The sequence below is a fragment of the Aureimonas sp. D3 genome (genome assembly GCF_001463805.1).
Lineage (GTDB): Bacteria > Pseudomonadota > Alphaproteobacteria > Rhizobiales > Rhizobiaceae > Aureimonas > Aureimonas ureilytica_A.
The window spans coordinates 14166-37113 of record NZ_BBWM01000036.1; the positions used below are offsets into that span (position 1 = coordinate 14166).

The window sequence follows — 22948 nt, forward strand, 5'->3', positions numbered from 1 at the left end:
CGCCTTCCAATCGATATGGAACTCTTCCCTTTACGGAAGAGTTCAAATTCGTTGCGCGTAAGTCACATAATGCGGTGCGCCAATTCTTTCGTCACTGCAGCATGTCCAGCGCCGCGCGAAGTTTGCGAGCCTCGCCCAAGAACGTTTCGCGCTTCTCACGCTCTTGCTCGACCAACTCTTCGGGCGCGTTCGCCACGAACTTCTCGTTCGATAGCTTCTTGTCGATTCGCTCCACTTCGCCCACGAGCTTGGCTTCGGCCTTCTGCAGGCGAGTCCGCTCGGCGGCAAAGTCGATCATTCCCGCCAGCGGCAGCGCGTAGGTGACGTTGCTCAGAACGAGCTGCGCGGATTGCGCCGGCGCGGTTGCAGCCACGGACACTTCCGAAAGCCTGGCCAGACGACGCAGCGCCGCATCATGCCGTGCCAGGCGCTCCCGCACGGCCTCGTCCGCTGCCACGGCGACCAGAGCCGCCTCCGCCGATGGCGGGACGTTCATCTCCGCTCGCACCGAGCGAATGGCGCCGACGAGATCGACCAGCCAATTCAGATCACTGGCGGCAGTCTCGTCGCGGAAGGACGTGCTGGGCCAAGGCGCGTGACACAGGAGCGTGTCACGCGCGCGCCCTTCCGGCGACGTCACGTCCCACAGCTCCTCTGTGAGGAAGGGCATGAAGGGGTGCAGAAGCGCGTAGAGCTGATCCAGCACGAAGCCGGTGACGACCCGCGTCTCGGCCTTCGCCTGTTCGTCGTCCGACAGGAAGATCGGCTTGGCGAGTTCGAGATACCAGTCGCACACGATGTTCCAGGCGAAGCGATAGAGCGTCGCAGCTGCATCGTTAAAGCGATGGGACGCCAGAGCCGTATCGACATCCGCAATCGCGCGGGACAATTCCGTCACGACCCAGCGGTTGACGGCAAGGGTCAGTTCCTCGCCGCGCACGCTCTGGCCATGAACAGCGCCGTTCATCTCCGCGAAGCGCGTGGCGTTCCAGATCTTGGTGCCGAAGTTGCGATACCCGGCGATGCGCTGTGGATCGAGCTTCACGTCCCGCCCCTGCGCAGCCATGATGGCCAGCGTGAAGCGCAGGGCGTCGGCGCCATACTCGTTCACGATGTCGAGCGGATCGATGACGTTGCCTTTCGACTTCGACATCTTCGCGCCGCTCTTGTCGCGGACCAGAGCGTGGACGTAGACGGTGTGAAACGGCTCCTGCTCCATGAAGTGAAGGCCCATCATCATCATCCGGGCGACCCAGAAGAAGATGATGTCGAAGCCGGTGACGAGCACGCTCGTCGGATAATAGGTCTTCAGCTCCGGCGTCTGGTCGGGCCAGCCCAGCGTGGAGAAGGGCCAGAGCGCCGAGGAGAACCAAGTGTCGAGCACGTCCTCGTCGCGCGTCAGGAACGCGTCGAGCCGCTCCTGATCGTCGGCGTAGGCGCGGGCTTCCGCATCCGTGATCGTGCCGTTGGTGACGTAATGGGCCAGAGCGGCCGCGATCGCCGCCTCCTCGTCCTCGTCGACGAAGATGGTGCCGTCCGGGCCATACCAGGCCGGAATGCGGTGTCCCCACCAAAGCTGGCGGGAAATGCACCAGGGCTGGATATTCTCCATCCACTCGAAATAGGTCTTTTCCCAGTTGCGCGGCACGAACTGGGTGCGTCCCTCGCGCACGCTGGCGATTGCGGGCTTGGCGAGCGTCGCGGCGTCGACATACCATTGGTCGGTAAGGTACGGCTCGATCGGCACGCCGCTGCGGTCGCCATGGGGGACCATATGCGTGTGGTCCTCGATCTTGGCGAGATAGCCTTCCGACTCCATCCATTCGACCAGCAGCTTGCGCGCGGCGAAGCGGTCGAGCCCCTCGAACAGCCCAATGGCGCGCTCGCCATCGGCGGGATAAAGCCCTTCGAGGAAATCGGCATTGTCGCGCAGCGCGATCGTGCCATCCACCGCCATGATGTTGATGCGGCGCAGATCGTTGCGCTTACCGACTTCGAAATCGTTGAAGTCATGGGCCGGCGTGATCTTGACGGCGCCGGACCCGGCTTCCGGATCGGCATAATCATCTGCGACAACGGGAATGAGACGGCCGATCAGGGGCAGGCGCACCATCTTTCCGACCAGCGCGGAATAGCGCTCGTCGCCCGGATTCACGGCCACGCCGGTATCGCCCAACATGGTTTCCGGCCGTGTGGTGGCGACCGTGACGAAGGTTTCCGGGTTCTCCGGGTCGTAATTGCGACCTTCCACCGGATAGCGGAAGTGCCAGAGCGAACCCTTCACCTCCTGCTGCTCGACTTCCAGATCGGAAATTGCCGTCAACAGTTTGGGGTCCCAGTTCACCAGGCGCTTGTCGCGATAGATCAGACCCTCGCGATAGAGTTGGACGAAGACCTTCCGCACGGCTTTCGACAGACCCTCGTCCATCGTGAAGCGCTCGCGCGACCAGTCGCAGGACGCGCCGAGACGACGGAGCTGGCCGAGGATCGTCCCGCCCGATTCGCCCTTCCATTTCCACACGCGCTCGATAAAGGCCTCGCGGCCCATGGTACGGCGCGAGGGCTCCTGCCGCTCGGCCAGTTGACGTTCGACCACCATCTGCGTGGCGATGCCGGCATGATCGAGACCCGGCTGCCACAAGACGTTCTTGCCGCGCATTCGCTCGGTTCGCACCAGAATGTCCTGAAGCGTGTTGTTGAGCGCGTGGCCGATATGGAGCGAGCCCGTGACGTTGGGCGGGGGAATCACGATCGAGAAGGGCTCGGCGTCGGGCTTGGCAGCCGCACCGGCGGCGAAGGCATCGGCGCTTTCCCAACGCTCCGCGATTCGGGGCTCGACGACGGCCGCGTCGTAGGTCTTCTCGATCATGATTGTCCAACCATTCCAAAGGAGGATTGTCGGTTACAGGCAGAGTTTTGCGGGTGTCAACGCGGCGGCAACGCCCAAGCGCGCGCCGCGCCCCCGAAAACAAAAAAGGAGCGGTCGGACCGCCCCTTTCGCAACCCGTCGGGGTTAGCGGCTCAGCGACGGCCGCCGCGCGACAGGCGCTCGATTTCTTCGCGCACCAGACGCTCCACCATGCGGGGCAAATTGTCGTCCAGCCATTCGGCCAGCATCGGCTTCAGCATGTCCTGCGCCATGGCTTCGAGCGATTTCAATTCGCCGTTGCGAATGGCCTGGGCCAATTCCTCGAAGGACGCCGCGACCATCTGCCCGGACGATCCCGACAGAAGCGGATCATGTCCTGCCGTGGAATAGGTCTGATAATCGGCATGGGATTCGAGATCGCGGCGATCGGTATTGGCGGGCTCGAAAGACGAACGGTCGGTGGAGGCCGGGTGGCGTGCGGTTTCGCTCATCTCTGTGTCTTCCCTGTTGGGGGCGGTCGGCATCGGGTCTGGCGTGACTTGCGAATGGGGCTGCGCTGGGATGGGCGCGACATGAGTTTGCGCCGCATAGGCTGTTGCCGGCTGAACGGCGGACAGCGACCCGCCATCCATGCGGTGATGTATCTCGAAATCGCCCCAGGAGGCGGCGAGTTCACTTTCCAGCTCAACCGTCAGATGATCGACATCCACACCATGCGAATGGATCGAGGCCTCCGGCGCCGTGTCGCGAAGCGGCGTAACAGACGCTGTCGCGCGGTCGTCCGCTCGAGGAACAGGGGCCTGCGAGAGAAATACTTCGTCGGTCGCTTCCGCATCCTCCGCCGCGCGGCGAATGGCGTCGAGAGCGACATCTCGAACCGGCGTCGGTCGCACGCCGGACGGCGACGTCCGATCCTCCCCTGTCTCGATAATCCGCCGAATGGACGCCAGAATTTCGTCCATGGACGGTTCTTGCGCGACGTTCGCCTTGCTCATGACTCCGCACCCGATCTCGACTCGCGGCCTGACGCGACCTCGATGAAACATAGGTAGAGACAAAGAAAGCGTCGTTGAAGCCTTTTCTGGGCCTTAACGACGCTTCGCAACGCTTTTTTAATAAATGGTTAGCGGCTTATTCTTAACGACCGTCCGGCGTGCGCAAACCGTACCACTTGTCCTTGACGGCCTGATAATGCTCTTCAGGCTCGTAAGCCGCGACGTTCAGGCTCAAGCGCTGGGGCGAAAGATGCCCAACGGAGGACACCAGCGTATAGGCCGCGACCACGGCGTCACGCTGCGCGCCGGCCAGAAGAATCTGCGCGGTGATGACATCGGACTGCGCGTTCAAGACGTCGAGCGTCGTCCGCTGTCCGACATTGCGCTCTTCGATGACGCCGTTCAAAGCCAGCTGCGCGGCCGAAACCTGCGCGCGGTAGCCGGTGACATTAGCCTCCGCCGCCTGCTTCTGGGCCCAGGCGGTTGCGACGGCCGAGCGCACCTGATCGCGCGTCGAATCGACTTCGATGCGGCGCTGACCCAGGACTTCCTTGGACTGACGAACGCGGGCCGAGACAATACCGCCCTGATAGATCGGGACGGTCAGACGTGCGCCGACCGTGGCAGACACCTGATTCTGCGTCACCACATCGACGCCCGGCAGGCTGGCGCTGTTGGGATCGGTGTCGTTCAGCGAGTAGGTGTTCTCGACCGAACCGGTAACGGCCAGATTGGGCAGGCGCTGGCCTTCGGTCGCCTTCACTTGGAACGACGCCGCATCCACGGCGAATTGCGTCGCCTGAATGGCGGGGTGCTCGTTCTGCGAGATCGTCAAAGCCTGAGACACGCTCGGGGGCAAGGTCGCGCGTGGCGGCAGGCTGCCATTGTCGAGCTCGCCCGGCGGATCGCCGACAATATCGAGATACTGCGCTTCGCTGCTGGCGACCTGAGCCAATGCGCTATTCAAAAGCGCCGTCGCCAACGCCTGTTGCGACTGGGCCTGCGCCACGTCGGTACGGGTGCCCTCACCCACGTCGAAACGTGCCCGCGCAGCCCGGACCTGTTCGTTCAGGAAGGCGAGGCTCTGGCGCCGGAACGCGGCGATCTCGCGGTCACGACGAACGTTCATATAGGCGGTCACCGTGTTCAGAAGCGTGTTCTGAACGGTGTTTTCCAAATTCTTCTGGGACGCGCGGACCTGAGCCTCGGCAGCGTTCACATTGTTCGGCGTCTGAAAACCGTCGAAGATCGTTTGGTTGATCTCGATACCGCCGACGAGCGCGCCCGTGCGGGAGCGGGTCGAGCGGATATTGTCGCCGAAGGTCGTGCTGGACCGCGACGCCTGCGTCTGACCAACAGCCGAAACGGTCGGGCGAAGTCCGCCCTTGGCGATCGGCACGTTTTCGTCCGTCGCGCGAAGCTGAGCGCGCGCGACATTCAAATCATGATTGTTGGCGTAGGCTTTGGCCAGCGCACCGCGAAGCGTCTCGGCACCGGCAAAGCTACCGCTTCCCAGCAGAAGCGCCGCCGATAGGGACAGCAGAACCCAGGACTTCTTCCGCAATGGCTCACTCCGAATATCGGGCGTCGAACCTGATGGCATCAGGATATCTTCAACATCAGACAAGCCTAGCCCGAACCTTGGCTTCCCTTACCTACTCGAATGAACCTTCGAACCCGTGAACACCAGATCACCCGTGCCGAAAGTCGCCATTTTGCTCAAGAGTGTGGCCGGGCTAAAACACTTACAGCACGTAAACACCCGACCCCTTCGCCGAGATTCAGGCAAGCTCCGTACTGACCAGTCTGGTTCCTGCCCGACGCTTCAAGCACTTAAGAAAAAGGGCGCGCCGCAACGCGACGCGCCTCTGATGATTTTCGGATTCGATTCCAATTGTCCACAGGGCCGAGGCACACAACGTCCTCGGCCAGCATCAAGGATAGTTAGAAAACGAATGTCTTCTCACGCTCGAAGCCGGGGAGCGGTTTCACGCCGCAATTGAAGGCGAACCGGCCCGAAACGACTCCATCTTCCTTGACGTAAAGCTTGGCATCGGCCGACAGACCCTTGCCTTCCACGACCACGAGACGACCGCGATCACGCAGTTGTTCGAAAAACGCCGAAGGGATTTCTTCGACCGAACCCTGGAAGATGATCACGTCATAGGGCGCATCGGCAGCATAGCCGGCCTTGAGGGGGCCTTTGGCAACGGCGCAGGACAGGCCACCGATCCGCGCCAGAATGTCGCTTGCCTGATCGGCCAAGGCTTCGTTCTCTTCGAGCGCGACAACCGAGCCCGCCAGATGAGCCAGAATCGCCGACGAGTAACCGGTGGCGCACCCGACATCCAGAACCACGTCCTGCGGACCGATCTGCGCCAGCTGGATGAGCTTGGCGATAGGCGACGGCTCCATCAGATAGCGCCCGCCACCCAGCGGAATATCCTCGTCGATATAGGCTAGCGCCTGCCGCTCTGCGGGCACGAACATTTCGCGCGGCACGGTCAAGAACGCGCGAAGAATCTCGTGCGAGGTGACGTCCGTCGTTCGAATCTGGTTGTCGACCATTTTGGTGCGAGCAGCCGCGAAATCCATGGCAGTTCCCGGATTGGAGGTTTCGCGCCACCCATAGGCGTCTGCCGAAACACTGGCAAGAGAAACCGGTCCTGCGCGAATGGGCAGCACGGTTTCGATCAAGCTCACGGTGTTTTGGAATTGGAGGCCTCGGCCGGGATGGCGCTATCTAACAGCGTCAATTCGTTAGGGCAATCGGCCGCCACACGTCCGGTCACAGAAAATCATAGGCTTGCGAGACGGTGCGCCACACTCTGGAGGCCCCTCGCCGCCCGCCTAATCCTCCCGCCAGACTGGCCGCCGAATGATCTTGATCGCGGTGAGAGTTCGCACTCTGAGGCTCTGCCGTTCAGAAGCTGGAAGATCAACGGCGTAGACCTCTGTCGCATCCTTGAGCCCGCAGCCCTCGCACTTGAGGCGGCCCATCATGCTATCGACTTCGATATTGCCAAGGAGCATCAGCATGTCCGCCGAATGGTAGTGACGTGTCCGCCGGCACATGTTGCAGCGAACACGGATCAGCATTCCCAGATCGTGGGTCTGCTTGAGGGTCAGTCCGATGTTGTCCCGGCGCGGCATAAGAACGGATAGAGAACGCGACGGATGATTCGGCAAGTGCGACCGTCAGTCGGCTTCCAAGGATTTGCGCACGGCCGAGGCGATTTCGTCGGGCGACTGCCCCTTGGACGCGGCCACCCAAGCCGCATGAGCGGCGCGATCCGCAAGCGGGCGACGCGCCGAGCGAAGCGCCACCACCCTCGCTTCCAGTCGCTCGACATGCTCGCGAGCCGCGTCCAGCTCGTTACGCCGATCCGTGCGCCCGATCGCGCGTATCCAGTCCGCATAGCGCCGAAGAATGGTGATGGTGCGTTCCATCCCGGCAATATGATCGCCAAGCCTTAAACCCGCCTGATGATCAGACCCCCGAAACGCAAAAAGCCCCGCTCCCGGCTGGCTGGCCGAGAGCGGGGCTTTGCTATGGGCGGCGATCGAGCAGCGCCAGCCGTTCCAAAATGTGTTCGAGCGTTCGTGCGGTCCCTTGCTCTTCGCTTTTCGCGAGCGACTTCGCAGCTTCCGCGATCGTCTCGGCCGCGTCCGCGATCCGCTCCAGCTCAGATGCAATTTTGGTTGCATCCAGTCCGCCGCTGACGGCCGCGCCAATCGCGCGCAGAGCCGGGTCGGGAGGCGCGGCCGACAACCGGCTCATCATCGCGCGAAGCTTGGGCGTCAGAGCGCCGAACAGACCGGCGAACCCGGCGAAGGCGATCCAGAAGACGATAGGCACCCAGGATGGAGCGTCAGCGGGTATCGTGGGCATGTTGGCGGGCCACCCTGCGGTCATGAGCATCAAGAAAGGCAGTCCACACGTTCGAAAGCTCGAACAGAGCCATGAGCGTCACGAGGTAGGCGAGCATCGACCCTTCGACCGGCGCGGAATGAAAGCCGATCGCCATCATCATGGCGATCGAGAAGGACCAGACCCCAAGAGCGGCCCTGATCTCGGCACAGCGCCGGAGCACGACGCCGTTGATGACCAGGACGACGATGCGCAGGAGCCCCGTACCCATCAGGAGATACGCCCAAGTCTCTTCGCTCGCCCATCGGGCCATGATGTCATAGGAGGGCGAACGGGCGAACGTGTCGGCGGGCTGGTAGAGCGCCCATCCGATCCAGAGCAAGGCGCAGGCCATGAACCATTCGAAGCGCCTGACGCTGAAATGGCGCACGAGCTGGACGACGATCACCATGGCGAGCGCCCCTCTATGGTCGCGACGGCACCCGCCAAAGCGCCATGCCGAGCCGAGCACTCCCCGAGCGACTGACGATCCTGCCCCCACAGCCTGACCGCCTCCGGCATCGTCAGGTCACGCGCCGGCACATCAGCGAGGGCGCGGCACGGCAGCGTCAGGCTGACCGGAATGTGAGGGAGCAACGGCGCGGCCGGTGCGGTTGAGCTGGTCCGACACGCGGCCAGGGATAAGGACGCGGCAAGAAGCGCCGCCAGTCGCAGGAGGATCATCGGGCTTCTCACTGAGGGCTTGTTCGAGTTTGGCGAGCTGCGCCGATTGCTCGGCCGTGCGTCGTGTGTAGTCGGCCGTGATCGCGTCGATCTCGGCTTGCTTGGCTTGCCGATCGGCGAGGGCCTTCGCCTCTGCCTGCCGGCGCTTCGCGTCCTGCGCCAAGCGCTCTTCGTTCTGCGCCGCCAACTGCGCAGCCGGCACTGTGAAGATGTCGGCGTAAAGGGTGCCACCCACCCATCCGATCGCCGCGCCGGCCACCAGCAGGATGACAGCGGCCACCAGCTTGAGCCCGTCCATCATTTGAGCCCCCGGAGACAAAGGGCGCGCTCGCTGATCAGGCCGGGCAGCCCGTTGACGCGGCGGTTGGCGAGCCCCTTGATCACCTTCCCGCCGGCAAACACCCAGCGGCTCAGCTCTTCGCAGGCCCCGCGCACGTCGCCCGCCTTGATCTTGCGGATCAGGCCGGACTTGCAGGCCGCGCCCGTGCCGATGTTGTAGCCCCAATCGTTGATCGCGATGTAGCTTTCCGCCGGCACATGCCACAGCTCGGGAGCGCACTGGAGCATTCGCGCTTCGTGCTCCAGGATTTGCCGGCGCAGGCGCGCCTCGCACCCTGCCGGCGTCTCCCGCATTCCGCGCGTGACGCCGTAGGTGTCGCCGTTGCAGATGGTCCAGACCGGCGGGCTGGCGATCGTGTCGAGATAGGCGTCATAGCGCGTCCCCTCCCAAGACGCCGTGTAACCTGCCGCCGTCGCCAGCATGGCCGCTCCAGCCGCGCCCCCGGCGAGGTAGCGGCTCTTCGCCCCGGCAGGACGCGGGCTCTTGCCCGGCCCGCTCATTCGCCATCCCCCGACACATCTCGCTGCGCGACGATGCGAGCGATGAAGGTCGCGCCGATCGTTAGCCCGGTCACGAGCGAATAGATGCGGGGCGAAAGGAATGACTCGCCCATTGACTGAAGGATGAATTCCAGCGCCGACAGACCGCCGGCAAGGGCGAGGAACCGGACGGACCAGGCGCGTCGGATCACTCGCCCCACATTGGGAACGAATTTCATGTCAGGGATCTCCGAAAACAAAAACGCCCGGCGCTAAGGCCGGGCGAGGTCAGAAGGAATTGACGGGCAGATCAGGCCGCGAAGCCGAGAAGCGCCGGCAGTCGGGGCGCGAGATCGTTGGCCGCCGCTACGATGTTGGCGACGAACTGGTGAGTGCCGTCGTTCGTGCTGAGGGGAGCAAACTTGCCATCGGCCGTATGACCCGAGGCGGCATACATATCCCAGCCCGCATCGCACTCGCCGGCCCCACCATAAGGCAACGTGGCATAGGCCCCGCGCCGCATGTTGAGATCGGCCAGCTTGAACTGATCGCCGTTGGCGCTGGTGGCGTAGTCGGACACCCACACCGCATCGTCGTTCTTGCCGGTTTGGTTGGCCGTGGTGGCGTAACCATCGGTCGAGGTCGTCGCCGGCAGGAGCGTGGTGCGAACGATCCGCTTCGGGCCACGCAGGGTCGCCCGCAGATCGCTGTTGTGCCACGACGTGAGGACACGCAGGCCGTTGCCGCTTGCGTCGTTCAAGGAGCCCGGCGCGGCACCGACATTTTCAAACGTGATGCCCGAGCGCCGATCGTTGCCGGCATGGTTGGTGATCACGCCATCGCAATACTGACGGAAGACCCGACGCAAGGCGCTCGGCCCCGCGTCATAGCCCGCGAACTGATTGCCGATGTTGCTCCCCGAAAGCGACACGTCGATGAAGGAATAGCCCTTCATGTTGAGCGCCCGCTTGACCGGCCCGAGGCAGTCGTCATCATCGCCCGTATCGACACCGTTGGTCCGCGAGCTGAGAGCCGCTTCGCAGATATTGCTGTCGCCATCCACCAGGACGCATTTGACACCCTCCGGCCCGGTCCCGAGCACGGCGCACGGACCCGAGGCCGCAGCGGTGAGAGCCGCCGTCCCCGCGCCCGACCAGTTCTTCGCGAACACCAGATCGTTCGCGGTGTCCGTCGGGAGGCCCAGGCCGTATTCGCCGAAGTCCGTCCCGCGCCCGTAAAGCCCCGTAGGACGGATGATGTCCCCGGTCCCGAAGGCGCGATATTCCTCCTGTATGTAATAGCGCCCGGCCGCGAGGCGGAAGCTCGCAACGCGATCGGTGCGATAGGCGAAACCGTTCGGAACGGTAAGCGTGAAGCCGTCCGCAGAGACCGCGCCACCCGCCCGCATGAACGGATAGTCCATCACCATTCCGAACCAGGTCATCTTGGTCAGGACCGCCGCCGACTGATCTTGCGCCACGCCGGCAATGCCCGTGACCAACGCCGCGCGCCGTTCGATACGATAGAACGGATTGCGGCAGACCACCGTCCCGCCCGGCGCAGCGGTGCCATTGGCAACCGTCAGCGTGGCCGTCGTGTCGCTCGCAATGGTGATCGCACCGCTCGCATAGTCCGCGCCATTGTTGCGCACCGTGACGACATCGCCCGTCCGATAGCCGCGCGTCGTCTCCATGGTCAGCGTCATCGTGGTGCCCGAGACAGCAACCGAATTCACAACGCGATCCGAGTTCAGGAAACCGCGCTGGAGATTGAAGCCGACGCCACCCGAGCTGATCATCTGGCCGTGGAAATACTCGAAGAACGGTTCGTCCACATAGCTGTTGGCCTTGTGCCGGACGCGAGCGACATACTTCTGCGCAGACGCGATCGCTGCCCCTTGGCTGATAGGAAGCTTGGTCCGCACCGATCCCGAGATGATGTTGCGTTGCGCCGAGGCATCGCCCGCCAGCTTTTGGTAGATGGTCCGCAATGGGACAGCCGCGCCCATATGCGCGGACATCGCCGCGTGCGTCCCGTCCGTGCCGATCGTCGCTTTGACGGCCGAGCCAGTGACGTGAGCCTTGCCCGGCGTCCCCAGCGCACCATCCGCCGCACCGTTCCATGGGTTCGTAGTGGTCGGCACGAACGACACCGTATAGGGCGCAGCCGATCCAGAGACGGACGCCACGCGCGGGCCGCCCTGCCCGCCGATGTCCACATTGCTCGAATTGCCCGGCTCGAACACGAGGTTGTCGCCGTAGACAGGCGGCGCACTGGTCTGGATGCTGGTCGCACCGCTCGCCACGTCGGCCGTCAACGTCCCCGAGAAAGCGAGAACCCGCCACAGGCTCGGATTGGACGCGTCGGCACAGAAGCTCGCGAAATCGAAGATGATGTCAGGACCGCCATTGACGCCGCGCTCGGCCGCCAAGGCCGCATTGAATTGATCGCGACGGCCACCCGCCTCGAACCCGGCGACGGGAACCTGATTGGCGAGATCGGTGCATTTATAGGCATTGTCCGCCACGCGCGGTTGGATATTGCTCTGGATAATCGTCCGCACCCCGCCCTTGCGCGCCGAAGCCCAGATCGCCCGGTTGTCCGCCATGATGAGCGAGAGATCGCGAGAGCCGATCAGCTCGTTGGTCCCCAGACCGATATGCACGTCCGTGAAGCGGCCCGCCTCCAGAAGCGACATGAACTTGGGTGAGTTGGCGGTCTGTTCGGCCGTCCTGCCGCCCACCGCCATCGCGACAAAGGGGACGCCCTCGGCATAGGCGGCGCGCTTGAAATACGAACCGCCGGCACGGCCAAGGCCACCCGTATCGTTTTGCTGCCGCAGGAGGCTGTCGCCGATGAGCCCGAGCGAGGCAAAGACACCGGAGACCGGCCCGAGCATCATCGATGGAAAGAAGATGTGGAGCGCGTCCGGCGTGTTGGTCACTGTCATCGAGCCGGTCGCGTCAACGTCATCGCCCAAGTCACTCGGCACGCCGCGCCAGGACTGGTTGAAATCCGTCGAATAATCGCAATAGGGCGCGCTCTGACCCGAGACCAAATCGAACAGGTGGCGATATTCAACGAAGCTGCGCGGCGCGAACCACGACACGCCAAAGGCGGTCGGCAGGATCGGGTCGCACATGAACTCGGCCACCCCGGCCGGGATCACGAAGGTGCGCGATCCATTGTAGGTCACGGGCACCGACACGCCGTTATAGACCACCGCCGCCTTGCTAATCGTGATGTCCTGCGCGGCGGCCACCTCGCGCTGCGCAAAGGTGCCGTTGGTCCACCATGGGCAAAAGGTCGGCTGGATCGACGGGGGAGCCATCAGGCCGAACTGATAGGCGCGCCGCCCCTTGAAGCGTGTCTTGCTGCCGGCAGTCGGCAGCACATTGTTGCAGATGAGGCCGCCCATGACGGTGTTGACCAGACGCGGCTTGCCACCGCCGGGCAAGAGGACGCCGGAACCGATCGCGCCGGCCAGAGAGCGTTTCGCGGCGTTGATGCGCGCAGGTGTACGGGCCATGACGGGCCTCCTAAGACAGGACACGAAAAAGGCCGCACGGGGCGGCCTTGAGTGAAGTCAGGTTCAGGCAAGGATAGGGAACTGAAATGCGCTCACGGCTGTTTGCAGCCACGAGACGCGCCGTTCCCCCGGCGATGTACCGACCGCGCCACCCGGCTCATGTGTCAGGGTGGCGCGGTCTCTTTGTTTTCAGATGGTCGCAGCCTCGCGGAAGAGATCATCGATCGCCTCGGCCGAGAGCCCGAGGGCCTGCCCCAGCGCGGCGATCAGGGGATGATCGCGCTTCAGCTCGGCCGCATATTCCCATTCGATCCTGGCCTCTTCACCCGCCTGCCCCGCCATCTGCGCGATGGCGGCTTCGGCTTTCGACAGGAGCCAGGCGCGCGAGAGCGCAATCCGAGCTTGCCGCATCGTGACAGCAGCGGGGACCAGCACGAGAGGTTCGAGCGGCTTCGGCATGTCGCCGATCGGCTGGACCAACCAATCTTCACCCGACCACGCAGCGAAATGCGTTGCGTGATCGAACGCGGGCGGCTGGACAGGGATGGCGTTCGGTGGCCTCCCCTGATCCAGATCAATGTCAGCGATTTCACCGCGCCAGATCGCCAGTTCGTCCAGAATGAAGACGTTCGTCATTCGCGCCCCCTGACGTAAGTCCGCGCGCCACCAAGCGTTTGGGGCAACTTCGGTAGCTGAAACTCGGCTGATTTGTTGGCGGCGAATTTGCCCCGTACGGCGCGGGTCGTGCCCGGCGGCCGAAAGACATAGAGCCCATCCGAAGCGCGAAAGGGCGTTTTGAAATTGCCGAAGTTGTCGAAGCTCTCGTAGTTCAGGATCAACCGATACAGATCACCATTGGGAAGCAGCGCGAAGAGCCTGCCGCTTTCGCTGTTGAACTGCCCGCCGAACAGGACGCGGCTCCCGTCCGTCGTGATGAAAGAGATGTTATTGATGTCGGAACGAGCGCCGATGTTATCGAGCAGGATCGTCCAGTTGATCGCGTCCGTAGAGACGAGGACAAGCTGTCGGCTGTTGTTGTTGGCCGCTCTGCAAACGATATAGAACTTCCCCAGGATGAAACTGATCATTGCTCCATCCGCCATCGCGTTTGGCAAAGGAATGCCAGAAACCACGTTCCAACTGCCCCCCTTGTTGGTCGATCGATAGGTCTGGCCGTTGGATGAGACGAGGACGAAGTTTCCGTTCCCGTAGGCTAGGCTCCGCTGCGACGTTGACGGATTGCCCGGCAGCGCCGCCGCCGAGTTGGACAAAGGCGCGGTCGGGTCCGACTTCGAAAAAAGGCTGTTCGAATAGGTGATCACGCCCAAAATGACATCATCGTCCGTGGCGTAGCACATGACGCCATTCTGGTTGCCGTGGTTTGGTTCGGCCAGGAACGTCCAAGATGTGCCGTTCTGCGAGTAAGCTCCACCGTAGGTCTGGTTGGCCCATAGCTGGACAGGAAGGTGAACGTAGTAGCCCTTGAACTTCAAGATGTCCCGGCCACCGACCAACTGATCGCTTTGCGTTCCGGCAAGGGTGGAGAACGACAAACCATCGTCAGTGGACGCGAGGATTTTCGCGCCGCCGGAAACGTATTGGTACAGGAACACGAAGCCGTCGAGATACGCTACGGTGGACACCTGCGAGGTGGTGAGCGTCACGTTCGAATTGGCGATCGGCGTGAAGTCGAGATAATTATGCCCGAGCACCGCGAAGAGTTCAGGGTATGTCGCCTGAGATACCACCGCCCCGCTGCATTCGAGCCATTTGGCCGAGCCCGTCCCCGCGACCTTGAACGAATCCAACAGGTCGCCAACGCGCGGCCGAATGTCGTTGATGATGGGTCCAATCGTTTGGGCGTCGGCAAAACCCTCACCCTGCGCTCTATTAATGTCGTCCGCGGTTGCGACAGTGACGCGACCCAGCACATAGGCCGTGCCGTCGCTGTTGACCTTGACGAAGTAGCCCGCCTCGGACGCCGAGATGCCCGGCATTTTCAGCCCAGCGGCAAAACCCCTCGCCCGCTCGGCCTGCGCGAAAGCCTTTCGGGACCAGTGATAGGCCGAGAACTTGCCAGACGCGACTTCCGTATCTTCCGCCTCATTCGACCAGCGCGAGGCGAGCACGGCCGAAGCCGCCGCTTTCAGCGCCGAATGAAGCGCCGAGAAAAGTCCCGGCTCGACTTCCACACCCTCGCCCGCGCTCGCCCAGGACTTCGCCTTATCCCGCGCGGTTCCCGCCGAGGCGACATCCTTGCCCGTCTGCGTCTTGTCGAGCGTCACCTGTTCGGCGAGGCTCTTGACGAACAGAGCCATGCGGCGAACCGCGCGCGCGATGATCCCGCCATCGTTCGCTTGTCTCATCTGATTGACGAGATAGCCGCCCTCACCGAACCCATATTGATCCAGCGCATCGTTGGCGTTGTAGTCGCGGACGCTGTATTTCGGGATGCGATCGAGCGAGGCCGTCTCTTCTGTCGTCCAATCCGTGTCGGCCATCAAATGTCCTCTTCCGCCACAAAGTTTGCGTTGAGCCGCGCATAGACGGCCTGTTCGAGCTGCGTCGGCTCGCGAAGAACCCCGCAGAAGCTGCGGCGCTGGAGATTGAGTTTGTCGGACGGGTCGGGGATCACGATCATCTCGCGCGTGATCCCGGCATCGGCGATCAGGTCGAAGAAGCGCGAGAACTCCCGCCCTTCGTCCATGTCCTGAAACCCGAAGGCGAAGACGCGGCGCTTCGCCCGCTCGTCATAGAACCGTGTCCCGCCGATCGACTGTGACACTCGGCTTTCGTCGCGCACCGAGAGCGATGCGCCATAGGCATAGTTGCTCGACGGCAGAAAGCTCGGCCCAAGGAACACCTTGCCCAAGTCGAGATGCTTGGCCGGATTGTTCGGATCGATGCACTGGACCCGCCAGAACAGCCCGATCTTGGGTTTCGGCAGGAGCACCAGGGCGAGCGTCGTCACGCGCCCGATGTCCTCGGCCAGCGGCTTGCGCGTCCACCAGTTCGGCTCCCCGAAATCCACGTCACCCCATCGATACTGGACGGGATAGACTTCCTCCGGCGCGCCGTTGCCGTTGAACACTGGGTCCGTCATTGCCCTGTCGCGGTAGCCCTGAAGGATGATGGTCGCGGCCGGGGACATATTGTGGTTGAGGATCGCCAGCCCGCCGACGCGGCGCGCCCGGTCCAGCTCGACCACGAGCTGCGTGTCCTCCGGCGCGGCCGATGCGGTGCGCGCCACATGCCCGAGCACCCTGTCATAGAGCGCGTCGCGCGACAGGTCTCCCGCCTTCCAGCGCCCGCCCGCCAGCGTCGAAGTGTAGACGAGGTTGGGGAACAGAAGCTTGAGGCGCCAGTCTTCATCCATCTGCGCTTATCCCCAAAGGTTGTATGTCGTGGTGCCGGCGCTGTAGTCCTCATAGGCACCCGTCACCGCGAAGCTCTTGCCCGCCGCCAGCCCGAAGCGCTTGAGCATCAGCCCCGCTTCCTCCGACAGCTCAACGTCCGCGAACTGAGACCGGACCATGCCGGCATAGTGCCGGCGTGAGACGCCGTAGAGCGCCAGGCGCTCGGCAGCCTCGGCCTGCGCCGCCGCTGCGCTGACGAGGCATGTCGTGAAGGTCATGGGCTTGGCGAGCTGATGGAGATCTAGGGTCGCGGGGTTTTCCGCTTCCGCCTGCCGGTATTCTTGCTTGGCGAAGGCCACGAAGTCGGGATCGTTGACGATCGCGTCCCCAGCCAGCGCGTCTTCCGTCACAACAGCATGGTTGCGCGTGTGCTGGAGGATCACCTTGTTCGTTGGGACGCCGTTGTTTTCGTCGCCCGTCGCCAAGAGTTGCAGGCCGACGCCACCGTCTTCCACCAGTTCGATCGGCCCGAAGGTACGCTTCGGATTGCCGATCGGCGCGCGGAACTGACCGATCCGAAAGACGCCCTGACGATCGGGCGAAATCCATCCGCGCACGCTGTCTAGGATGGTCGAGACGACGGTCAGCGTGTTGACCGGCGTCGTCCCCGGCCAGTAGCCGACCTCATAGGGCGCAAGCGCGTCGAGGGCCGCGATGTCCGAGCCCAGGAAGTCGCGCCCTTCCACGAGCCCCGCCTGTTCGATCAGGATGCGCCGGACCACCTGCCCCGCCGTGCGAAGCGCCGCCGTCGCGCCTTCCACAGCATCGACCGTCACCTGACCTTGCAGCACCGTGCCGCTCCCGAACCGGATCAGGCCGAGCGCCAGACAGGTGGCATATCGCCCGCCCTGGATATTGGCGGCCATAAGGCTGGCGAGATCGGGGAAGTCTTGGCCCGTGGGATTGATGATGACGCCCTTGTCGCGGACGCGGATCACGGCCGACAGCCGATGGCCGACACCGAAGACGAGCTTCCAGCGGTTAAGCAGGAGCGCCGGCACGTTGCGCGGCGCACCGTAGAGCAGGAGGCGCGGGACGCCCTTCAGCTCCAGCGTTCCTTCGGCATTGGTCTTCGAGCCATCCACCGTCGTCCCGTCATAGGTCAGCGGCTGGATCGGCACGTCCAGATGGGCGAGGCGCGAGCGCAGGCGCAGGCTGATCCCGTCCCAGGACACTTCGATCTGTTCGACGGTGGCCGTCGTCTGGACCGCCTTGGACGCATAGGGCTTGGCGCGGGTGGCGATCGACCAGAGCGTGAGCGGGTAGCCGTCGAAGGCATAATCCACCATTTCGTCCAGCCCACCGTCCGTATTGTCGAGGCCGAGCGATCCGCGATCGACCTCGGCCACGCCATTGGTCCGGTTCCGGCCGAACAAGGTGCGGCGGTAGGAGCCCACCTCATCCACCTTGAGCCGGGGCTGATAGTGGACATCGGCCGGGTCATCCCCGGAGGCGGTGTTGAAGCCTCCGGGGAAGTCGGTGAAGCGAAAGACGCGCAGGGCCTTCGTGACGCGGTGGCGTCCCGTCAGGTCGAGCAGAAACGGCATGGAGTCTCCTATGCCGCTTGCAGGGCGGCTTTCACCTGTTGCAGGACACGCTTGCTTTCCGAGAGAATGCCTTGCGTCTCCTGACCCGATCCGGCGATCGCCGCCGTGATCCGGTCGCCCAGCTCGGCGAGATCGCCCCGCAACTCGCTCAGATCGATCTCGCTCGCCCCGCCCGTAGGCGAGGCCTCCATTGCGAAGGTGCCGGCGTTCATAGCCTCAAGCTGAGGCCGCCAACGCGCGGTCGCCTCGGCATGGGCGACGAACTCCTGACCATGAACGACGCCCGCCTCTGCGAGACGGGAGCCCCAGCCCGTGAAGCCGCCATTGGCATAGCCGACGCGGGTGCCATGGCCGACTTCGTACTGGCCGTAGATGCTCCAATGCGCCCGGATCGCGTCGTCCACCGATCCCGTCGTCACCCCGAACGTGTTTCCGGCCGCGATGGCCTTGGCAACGTCGGGATTGCTGGCGAGATAGGCGAGCGAGCGATCCGATACCGGGTTCGCGCCGCCGGTGCTGCCGGTGACGGTTCCCCCGTTTTGGCGCAGGTTCGCCATGGCGACGGCCATTTCCGCGAGCGCCGTCTGAAGGCTTTTGATGCCCTCATTCGTCCCGAGGATCGCGTCATACTGCGCCCGCGCAACCGCCAACTGCGCCTCTTGCGTGGCGATCTGTCGGTTGAGCGTGGCGAGCTGGCTTTCGGCCGCCGAGAGCTGCGAGCGCGCCGAGCCCTCGGAGCGCGCCATGATGCGTTGGACCTCTTCGAACCCCTCATTGTAGCGTTCGTTCGAGGCGTAGAAGCTCTTCAGTTCCGTCAGATAAGTCTGACCGGCTCCGGTGAGCTTCGATCGCGCATCTTCGTCCGTTTCGGCGCGGGCGGCGAGATCGAGGAATTGCTTGCGCGCTTCCTCCAACCGCTTGTCCGGTGCCAGCGTGGACAGGTTGTCGTCCAGAAGCAGGGACTTGCGGAAATCGGCCACCTGATCGGCAAAGTCCCGCAGGCGGTCGATCGTGTTTTTCAGCTCGCTCGCCTGATCACGATAGGCCATCAGGCGATCGTTCATCTGATCGGTTTCGGCCTGATAGGCGCGGTCCAGAGCGTTCCGCGCCGTATCGTACGCCGTCTGCGCCTTGTCCTTCGCGGACTCGGCCGCTGTGGCAAACGCCGTCACCACCCCGGAGAGCTGCGGAAACAGCCGGATCAGCTCTTCGAAGCCGTCACCCGCCAGTTCCGCCCCGTCCACGATCGCTTGCGCCTGTTTCTTGAACAGGGTCGGCAGGAGCGAGGTATCAGCCCCGAGCCTGCCGGCATCGGCCGCCATCTGGTCCGTCGCCTTCAAGAGGTCGCGTACCTTGGCGAGGTAATCCCGTCCGCTCAGACTTTCGACCTGATCGGACAAGCTCTGTTCGAACTGCGCCCGCCGCTTCTGGATCGCCGCGTTGAGATCGTCACCGACCGCCCGCGCCGCATCCTCGCTCGACATGCCGAGCTTTACCAGCTCGCCCCGGAGCGTCGTCGCAGCCCCTTGCAGGGACTGGAGATCGCTCTGGACGCCCGTCAGCTCTTCCGTGCCCCGAAGCGCCGCGCGGAGCTGCGCGATGCCTGCGGCCTGCGCCCGTGCCACTTCCGGCGCGGTCTCGCCGAAGGCCACCTTCGTGTCATCCACGAAAGTCAGGACGGCTTGCGATGCCTGACGGATCGCATCCCGCGCTTTGACCCAAGGCCCTTCCAGACCCTGCCCCGACAGGAGGTTGCTTTCCGTCGAAGCGAATGAGTCCCGAAAGCCCTGCCGAGCCCGATCCTGCGCCGTGAACATGGCCGTGCCGACCCGCACGAAGCTTTCCGAGGAATTGTTCGTCCCTCGCTTCCAGGCCGCCCCGCCCAGCTCGCGGAACTTGTTGAACTCGGCAATCTGCGCATCGAACGTATCGCGCAAGCCCGTGGTTGGCAGAGTGTCCAAGGACTTCTGCCACGCCTGATATTGACTCTGCGCCTCGGCCCAGGCTTGCGCCTTTTGCTGGTGCTCCTGTTCCCGTTGTTTGCGCTTGCCGAGAACGCCGCCGAGAAGCCCCAGAGCCGCGCCAGCAACGGCTCCGATCGGCCCGGCCACTCCAAGCGCCGAAGCCGCCTGGAAGCCGCCCAGCGCGCCGGAAACGCCGCCCATGAGCGGATCAGCACCCTGATAGCCGGACGAGAAGATACCGAGCCCCGCGCCGAGCCCGCCCATGAGCTGTTGCCCGCGCGTGATCCCGACATGGTTCACGGTCTGGCCTTGGGCGTTCTGGTAGAGGAAACCCGGTGCCCGCTGTTCGGTCGCCTGTTGGATACCGCGCAACGTCCCCTTTTCGATCGACCGTTGAACCTCGGCCGAGTTGACGGACGAGGACACCAGACCGCCTTGCGATTGCGTTCCGGTGCCGGTGCGATAGCCGACCACTTCGCGCGTCGAGTAGGTCGAGACCTTGGCGGAATTGCTTTGATTGCCGCCGAAAATCTGGACCGTCCCGTCGCCGAACCCGGCCACGAAACCGACATGCCCGGTCGCGCCGCGAGACTGCGGACGCAACACAACGATGTCGCCGACCTTGGGCTGCGTGGTCGCCGTGCCCCAGCCCATGAAGGACGACGCAGCGTTGGAGCCCGTACCCTTGCCGCCCGCCTGGACGATCGCGGCATTGGCAAACGCGGCGCACCACGCGGTGTCCTTAGCCGACAAGCCCCGCCAGTTGCCCGACGCTTGCATGAAGCCGTCCAGCACCTTGCTATCGGCGCGCTCGTTGAGCCCCTGGAACTGACGAGCGACATCGAGCGCCGATCGCGAGGTCTTGGCGAGGTTGTCGTTCAAGGCCGCAAGCGGGGCCGACGTGACAGCACCGACGCGAACCCCGCCCCCGGAGACGATCGGCGAGGTGCCGATAGACCCGACCCCGGCAGCGGCCTTGTCTTGCGGCAGACCGAACAGCGAGCCGAACAGGTGCTTGGCCCCCGCAGCGGAGAGCTGCGAGCCGATCCCGGCCGCACCCCGCATGAGCGAGGAAAAGAAGCTTTCCCCGTCTCGCGTAGCCGAAGAGAAGATGTCGGCGAACACGTCACCGACATTTTCGATGAAGGCTTTTCCGATCTCTTCGGCGGCCGAGACCCCGCCCGTGCGCAGCCGCTCGGCGGCCTCCTGCGCATCCACGAAGCCCTGATCGATCCGAAGCTGCAAGGCCCGGCGCTGGAGATCGCTCAAGCCGTTGGCCGTGTCCGACACCATGGCTTGCAGTCGCTCGGCCTCCTGCGCCGCCTTTTCCAGCGGGAAGAATTGCCCGATCGCCGCGTCCGCCTCGCGCCGAGCCGCCAGATTGTCGGTCATGCGCGCGATCGCCGCGCTCGTCTCATTGATCTTGCGCAGCTCTTCGTCCGACACGACACCTTGAGCACCCGCCGCCGCCTTGGCCGCCGCCAGGGCTTCGACCTGGAAGCGATAGCCTGCCGCTGCCCCTTCCGACATGCCGAGGGTTTCGGCTTCGGTCTGGAGACCGCGCACGGTGGCGTCCATCCCGGCGAGGCGCGCGCGTGTGGCATCCTGCCCCGCCTTGGCTTGCGCTTCCGCCTTTTTCGCCGCCTCATCGGCTTTCTTGGCGGCATCTTCCGCCGCCTTGAACGCCGACTGATCCTTGACGCCGGCAATCGCCTCCTGCTGAGCCTTGTCATAGGCCGCGATGGCGTCGGCATTGCCTTTGACGCTCGCCCTCAAGCCGTCATACCGGGCGACAACTTCGGCGATGGCTGTCGCCTCTTCGCCGAGCCCGATCGCCGCGCGCTTGGCTTGCTCTTCGCGAACCGCCGCGTTGGCCGTGTCCGTGATCGGCTGCATCGCGCGCTGTTTCTGGTAGAGCGCGACCATCTCGTCGCCGGCAGCTTGCCCGTTCTTGGAGGCATCCGCGAAAAGATCATTGATCCGCTCGGCCTGCGTTCGCAGATCCGGCACCATCCCGAGAAGGCCCGTCATGGCCGTCCCGTAGGCTTTCTTCATCTCCATAGCGCGAACGGCGCTATCGCTCATTAGGTCGTTGACGCCCCGGAGCTTTTCTTCCAACGGGATATAGGTTTGCGTCCATTCCCGAATGGCCTTCGATAGGGCTTGAGCCTCTTTTGTTGCGCCACCCGTTTCGAATTGAGCTAGATCGGCCTCAAGCTTTGCGAATGGCGGAATGCCATCTTTCGCTTCGGCGTTGAACGCCCTGACGGCCTTTCGAATTCCTTCGAATTGCTCCTGAACCACACGGTATCTGAGGCTTGGGCCGCCGAAGATGCTATACATCTTCTGGCTGGCCTCTTTCCGAACGCGCTCCAAGTCTTCCTTGTAATTGTCGTTCGCGCTCATCCGAACGGCCTGCGGCGAGCGCCGAGCATAGTCTTCGGCCGCATCCCCCGCGACGCCATAGGCGTCCCGCAGCTTGCGAACAGCCTCTTCCTGCCGCTTGATCACGTCTTCGATCGGCTTCACGTCACGCTTGATCACGAGCGCGAAGGCCGTCGCCGCCACGGCGACACCGCCGAGCGCCAAGCCCGCCGGCCCAAGCCCGCGCATGAAACCCATGACAGCCGAGCCGATCGCAGCAAGCGATCCACGAACACCGCCCGGCCCATCGCCGAGCGCCTGGAGCACCTGCCCCGCCTGCGTCGCCATGACCTGAAACGGAGACGATCCGCTGGCGAGCATCGTCGCCACGTCATTGAGCTGATAGCCGAGGTTCTGGACCTGACCACCCGTCAGCCGCACCTGATTGCCGGCGTTTCGGGCATTGTCGTTCGTCACGCCGAAGCGCTGCCCCAGCAACTCCATACGGTGCGCATAGGTCTGCGCATCGATCACGCCCTGTTCGAGCCCGCGATTGAGGATGGACACGCCGCGCGAATAGTCCTGCGTCCGCCGATAGCCGTCATCGAGCGTGCGCGCCAACCGCTCATTGGCCTTCGCGGCGGCGGCGATCGTGCGCGTCGATCGATCCGTGATGTTTTCCGTCTCGCGGGTGCTGCGCCCCAGGTCGTCTTGCGCGTTCGTGACATCGTTGAGATCGCGAACGAGATCATCCAGCCCCTCCGAGGAACCTTCGATCCTGATTTCGTCGATCGCCGTTCCCGCAGTCGCCATGACGCCCTCCCTCGCAACACAAAAAAGGGCGCAGGTTC

General features: G+C 63.9%; 17 protein-coding genes. All 17 read right to left on the reverse strand.

Annotated elements, in window-relative coordinates; genetic code table 11:
* Positions 1 to 91 precede the first annotated feature (91 nt).
* The 17 genes from AUL36_RS10975 to AUL36_RS11055 all read right to left on the reverse strand — a co-directional run bounded on the left by AUL36_RS10975 (position 92) and on the right by AUL36_RS11055 (position 22910).
* Positions 92 to 2869 carry a valine--tRNA ligase gene (locus tag AUL36_RS10975; protein ID WP_062220453.1) on the reverse strand — a complete coding sequence of 926 codons (2778 nt, stop codon included), beginning with the start codon at positions 2867 to 2869 and terminating at the stop codon, positions 92 to 94.
* 152 nt (positions 2870 to 3021) lie between these two features.
* Positions 3022 to 3831, reverse strand: coding sequence for a PopZ family protein (locus AUL36_RS10980; protein ID WP_210168855.1), 810 nt, complete (start codon positions 3829 to 3831; stop codon positions 3022 to 3024).
* A 175-nt stretch (positions 3832 to 4006) separates the two neighbouring features.
* Positions 4007 to 5404: a TolC family outer membrane protein gene (locus tag AUL36_RS10985; protein WP_275477479.1), complete on the reverse strand. Its 1398-nt coding sequence runs from the start codon at positions 5402 to 5404 to the stop codon at positions 4007 to 4009.
* Between the two features lie 404 nt (positions 5405 to 5808).
* The gene (locus tag AUL36_RS10990) at positions 5809 to 6459 is read right to left on the reverse strand and encodes a protein-L-isoaspartate O-methyltransferase family protein (protein ID WP_058598232.1); all 651 of its coding nucleotides are present in this window, start codon (positions 6457 to 6459) and stop codon (positions 5809 to 5811) included.
* A gap of 255 nt (positions 6460 to 6714) precedes the next feature.
* A complete protein-coding gene (locus AUL36_RS24220) occupies positions 6715 to 7053 on the reverse strand; it encodes a hypothetical protein (RefSeq protein WP_192843821.1) in 339 nt (112 codons plus the stop codon).
* Positions 7054 to 7062: 9 nt separating this feature from the next.
* The gene (locus tag AUL36_RS11000; RefSeq protein WP_062220459.1) at positions 7063 to 7314 is read right to left on the reverse strand and encodes a hypothetical protein; all 252 of its coding nucleotides are present in this window, start codon (positions 7312 to 7314) and stop codon (positions 7063 to 7065) included.
* A gap of 100 nt (positions 7315 to 7414) precedes the next feature.
* On the reverse strand, positions 7415 to 7789 hold the full coding sequence (locus AUL36_RS11005; protein WP_156418336.1) for a PhoU domain-containing protein: 375 nt from the start codon (positions 7787 to 7789) through the stop codon (positions 7415 to 7417).
* Positions 7737 to 8186, reverse strand: a complete 450-nt coding sequence (locus AUL36_RS11010; protein ID WP_058634306.1) for a hypothetical protein — start codon at positions 8184 to 8186, stop codon at positions 7737 to 7739. Before AUL36_RS11010 ends, AUL36_RS11005 begins: the two co-directional genes overlap by 53 nt.
* A 132-nt stretch (positions 8187 to 8318) precedes the next feature.
* Positions 8319 to 8756, reverse strand: a complete 438-nt coding sequence (locus tag AUL36_RS11015; RefSeq protein ID WP_062220463.1) for a hypothetical protein — start codon at positions 8754 to 8756, stop codon at positions 8319 to 8321.
* Positions 8756 to 9298 carry a lysozyme gene (locus AUL36_RS11020; protein WP_062220465.1) on the reverse strand — a complete coding sequence of 181 codons (543 nt, stop codon included), beginning with the start codon at positions 9296 to 9298 and terminating at the stop codon, positions 8756 to 8758. The genes AUL36_RS11015 and AUL36_RS11020 overlap by 1 nt, the downstream gene beginning before the upstream one ends.
* Positions 9295 to 9516: a DUF7940 domain-containing protein gene (locus tag AUL36_RS11025; protein WP_062220467.1), complete on the reverse strand. Its 222-nt coding sequence runs from the start codon at positions 9514 to 9516 to the stop codon at positions 9295 to 9297. The genes AUL36_RS11020 and AUL36_RS11025 overlap by 4 nt, the downstream gene beginning before the upstream one ends.
* A 71-nt stretch (positions 9517 to 9587) precedes the next feature.
* Positions 9588 to 12806: a hypothetical protein gene (locus tag AUL36_RS11030; protein ID WP_062220469.1), complete on the reverse strand. Its 3219-nt coding sequence runs from the start codon at positions 12804 to 12806 to the stop codon at positions 9588 to 9590.
* A 189-nt stretch (positions 12807 to 12995) separates the two neighbouring features.
* Positions 12996 to 13442, reverse strand: a complete 447-nt coding sequence (locus AUL36_RS11035) for a hypothetical protein (protein WP_062220471.1) — start codon at positions 13440 to 13442, stop codon at positions 12996 to 12998.
* Complete coding sequence (locus AUL36_RS11040) at positions 13439 to 15307, reverse strand: phage tail protein (RefSeq protein ID WP_062220473.1); 1869 nt, start codon at positions 15305 to 15307, stop codon at positions 13439 to 13441. The genes AUL36_RS11035 and AUL36_RS11040 overlap by 4 nt, the downstream gene beginning before the upstream one ends.
* On the reverse strand, positions 15307 to 16182 hold the full coding sequence (locus tag AUL36_RS11045) for a hypothetical protein (RefSeq protein WP_062220476.1): 876 nt from the start codon (positions 16180 to 16182) through the stop codon (positions 15307 to 15309). The genes AUL36_RS11040 and AUL36_RS11045 overlap by 1 nt, the downstream gene beginning before the upstream one ends.
* 6 nt (positions 16183 to 16188) lie before the next feature.
* A complete protein-coding gene (locus AUL36_RS11050) occupies positions 16189 to 17769 on the reverse strand; it encodes a hypothetical protein (protein ID WP_062220478.1) in 1581 nt (526 codons plus the stop codon).
* Positions 17770 to 17777: 8 nt separating this feature from the next.
* Entirely contained in the window at positions 17778 to 22910 is a 5133-nt protein-coding gene (locus AUL36_RS11055; protein WP_062220480.1) for a TIGR02594 family protein, read from the reverse strand.
* Positions 22911 to 22948 lie beyond the last annotated feature (38 nt).

Excerpts from the sequence above, each read along its gene's own strand:
- AUL36_RS11040 (WP_062220473.1), bottom strand. The coding sequence starts at position 15,307 with ATGGCCGACACGGATTGGACGACAGAAGAGACGGCCTCGCTCGATCGC.
- AUL36_RS11030 (WP_062220469.1), bottom strand. The coding sequence starts at position 12,806 with ATGGCCCGTACACCTGCGCGCATCAACGCCGCGAAACGCTCTCTGGCC.
- AUL36_RS11045 (WP_062220476.1), bottom strand. The coding sequence starts at position 16,182 with ATGGATGAAGACTGGCGCCTCAAGCTTCTGTTCCCCAACCTCGTCTAC.
- AUL36_RS11015 (WP_062220463.1), bottom strand. The coding sequence starts at position 8,756 with ATGGACGGGCTCAAGCTGGTGGCCGCTGTCATCCTGCTGGTGGCCGGC.
- AUL36_RS11010 (WP_058634306.1), bottom strand. The coding sequence starts at position 8,186 with ATGGTGATCGTCGTCCAGCTCGTGCGCCATTTCAGCGTCAGGCGCTTC.
- AUL36_RS11025 (WP_062220467.1), bottom strand. The coding sequence starts at position 9,516 with ATGAAATTCGTTCCCAATGTGGGGCGAGTGATCCGACGCGCCTGGTCC.
- AUL36_RS11020 (WP_062220465.1), bottom strand. The coding sequence starts at position 9,298 with ATGAGCGGGCCGGGCAAGAGCCCGCGTCCTGCCGGGGCGAAGAGCCGC.
- AUL36_RS10975 (WP_062220453.1), bottom strand. The coding sequence starts at position 2,869 with ATGATCGAGAAGACCTACGACGCGGCCGTCGTCGAGCCCCGAATCGCG.
- AUL36_RS11050 (WP_062220478.1), bottom strand. The coding sequence starts at position 17,769 with ATGCCGTTTCTGCTCGACCTGACGGGACGCCACCGCGTCACGAAGGCC.
- AUL36_RS11035 (WP_062220471.1), bottom strand. The coding sequence starts at position 13,442 with ATGACGAACGTCTTCATTCTGGACGAACTGGCGATCTGGCGCGGTGAA.
- AUL36_RS10980 (WP_210168855.1), bottom strand. The coding sequence starts at position 3,831 with ATGGACGAAATTCTGGCGTCCATTCGGCGGATTATCGAGACAGGGGAG.
- AUL36_RS10990 (WP_058598232.1), bottom strand. The coding sequence starts at position 6,459 with ATGGATTTCGCGGCTGCTCGCACCAAAATGGTCGACAACCAGATTCGA.
- AUL36_RS11000 (WP_062220459.1), bottom strand. The coding sequence starts at position 7,314 with ATGGAACGCACCATCACCATTCTTCGGCGCTATGCGGACTGGATACGC.
- AUL36_RS11055 (WP_062220480.1), bottom strand. The coding sequence starts at position 22,910 with ATGGCGACTGCGGGAACGGCGATCGACGAAATCAGGATCGAAGGTTCC.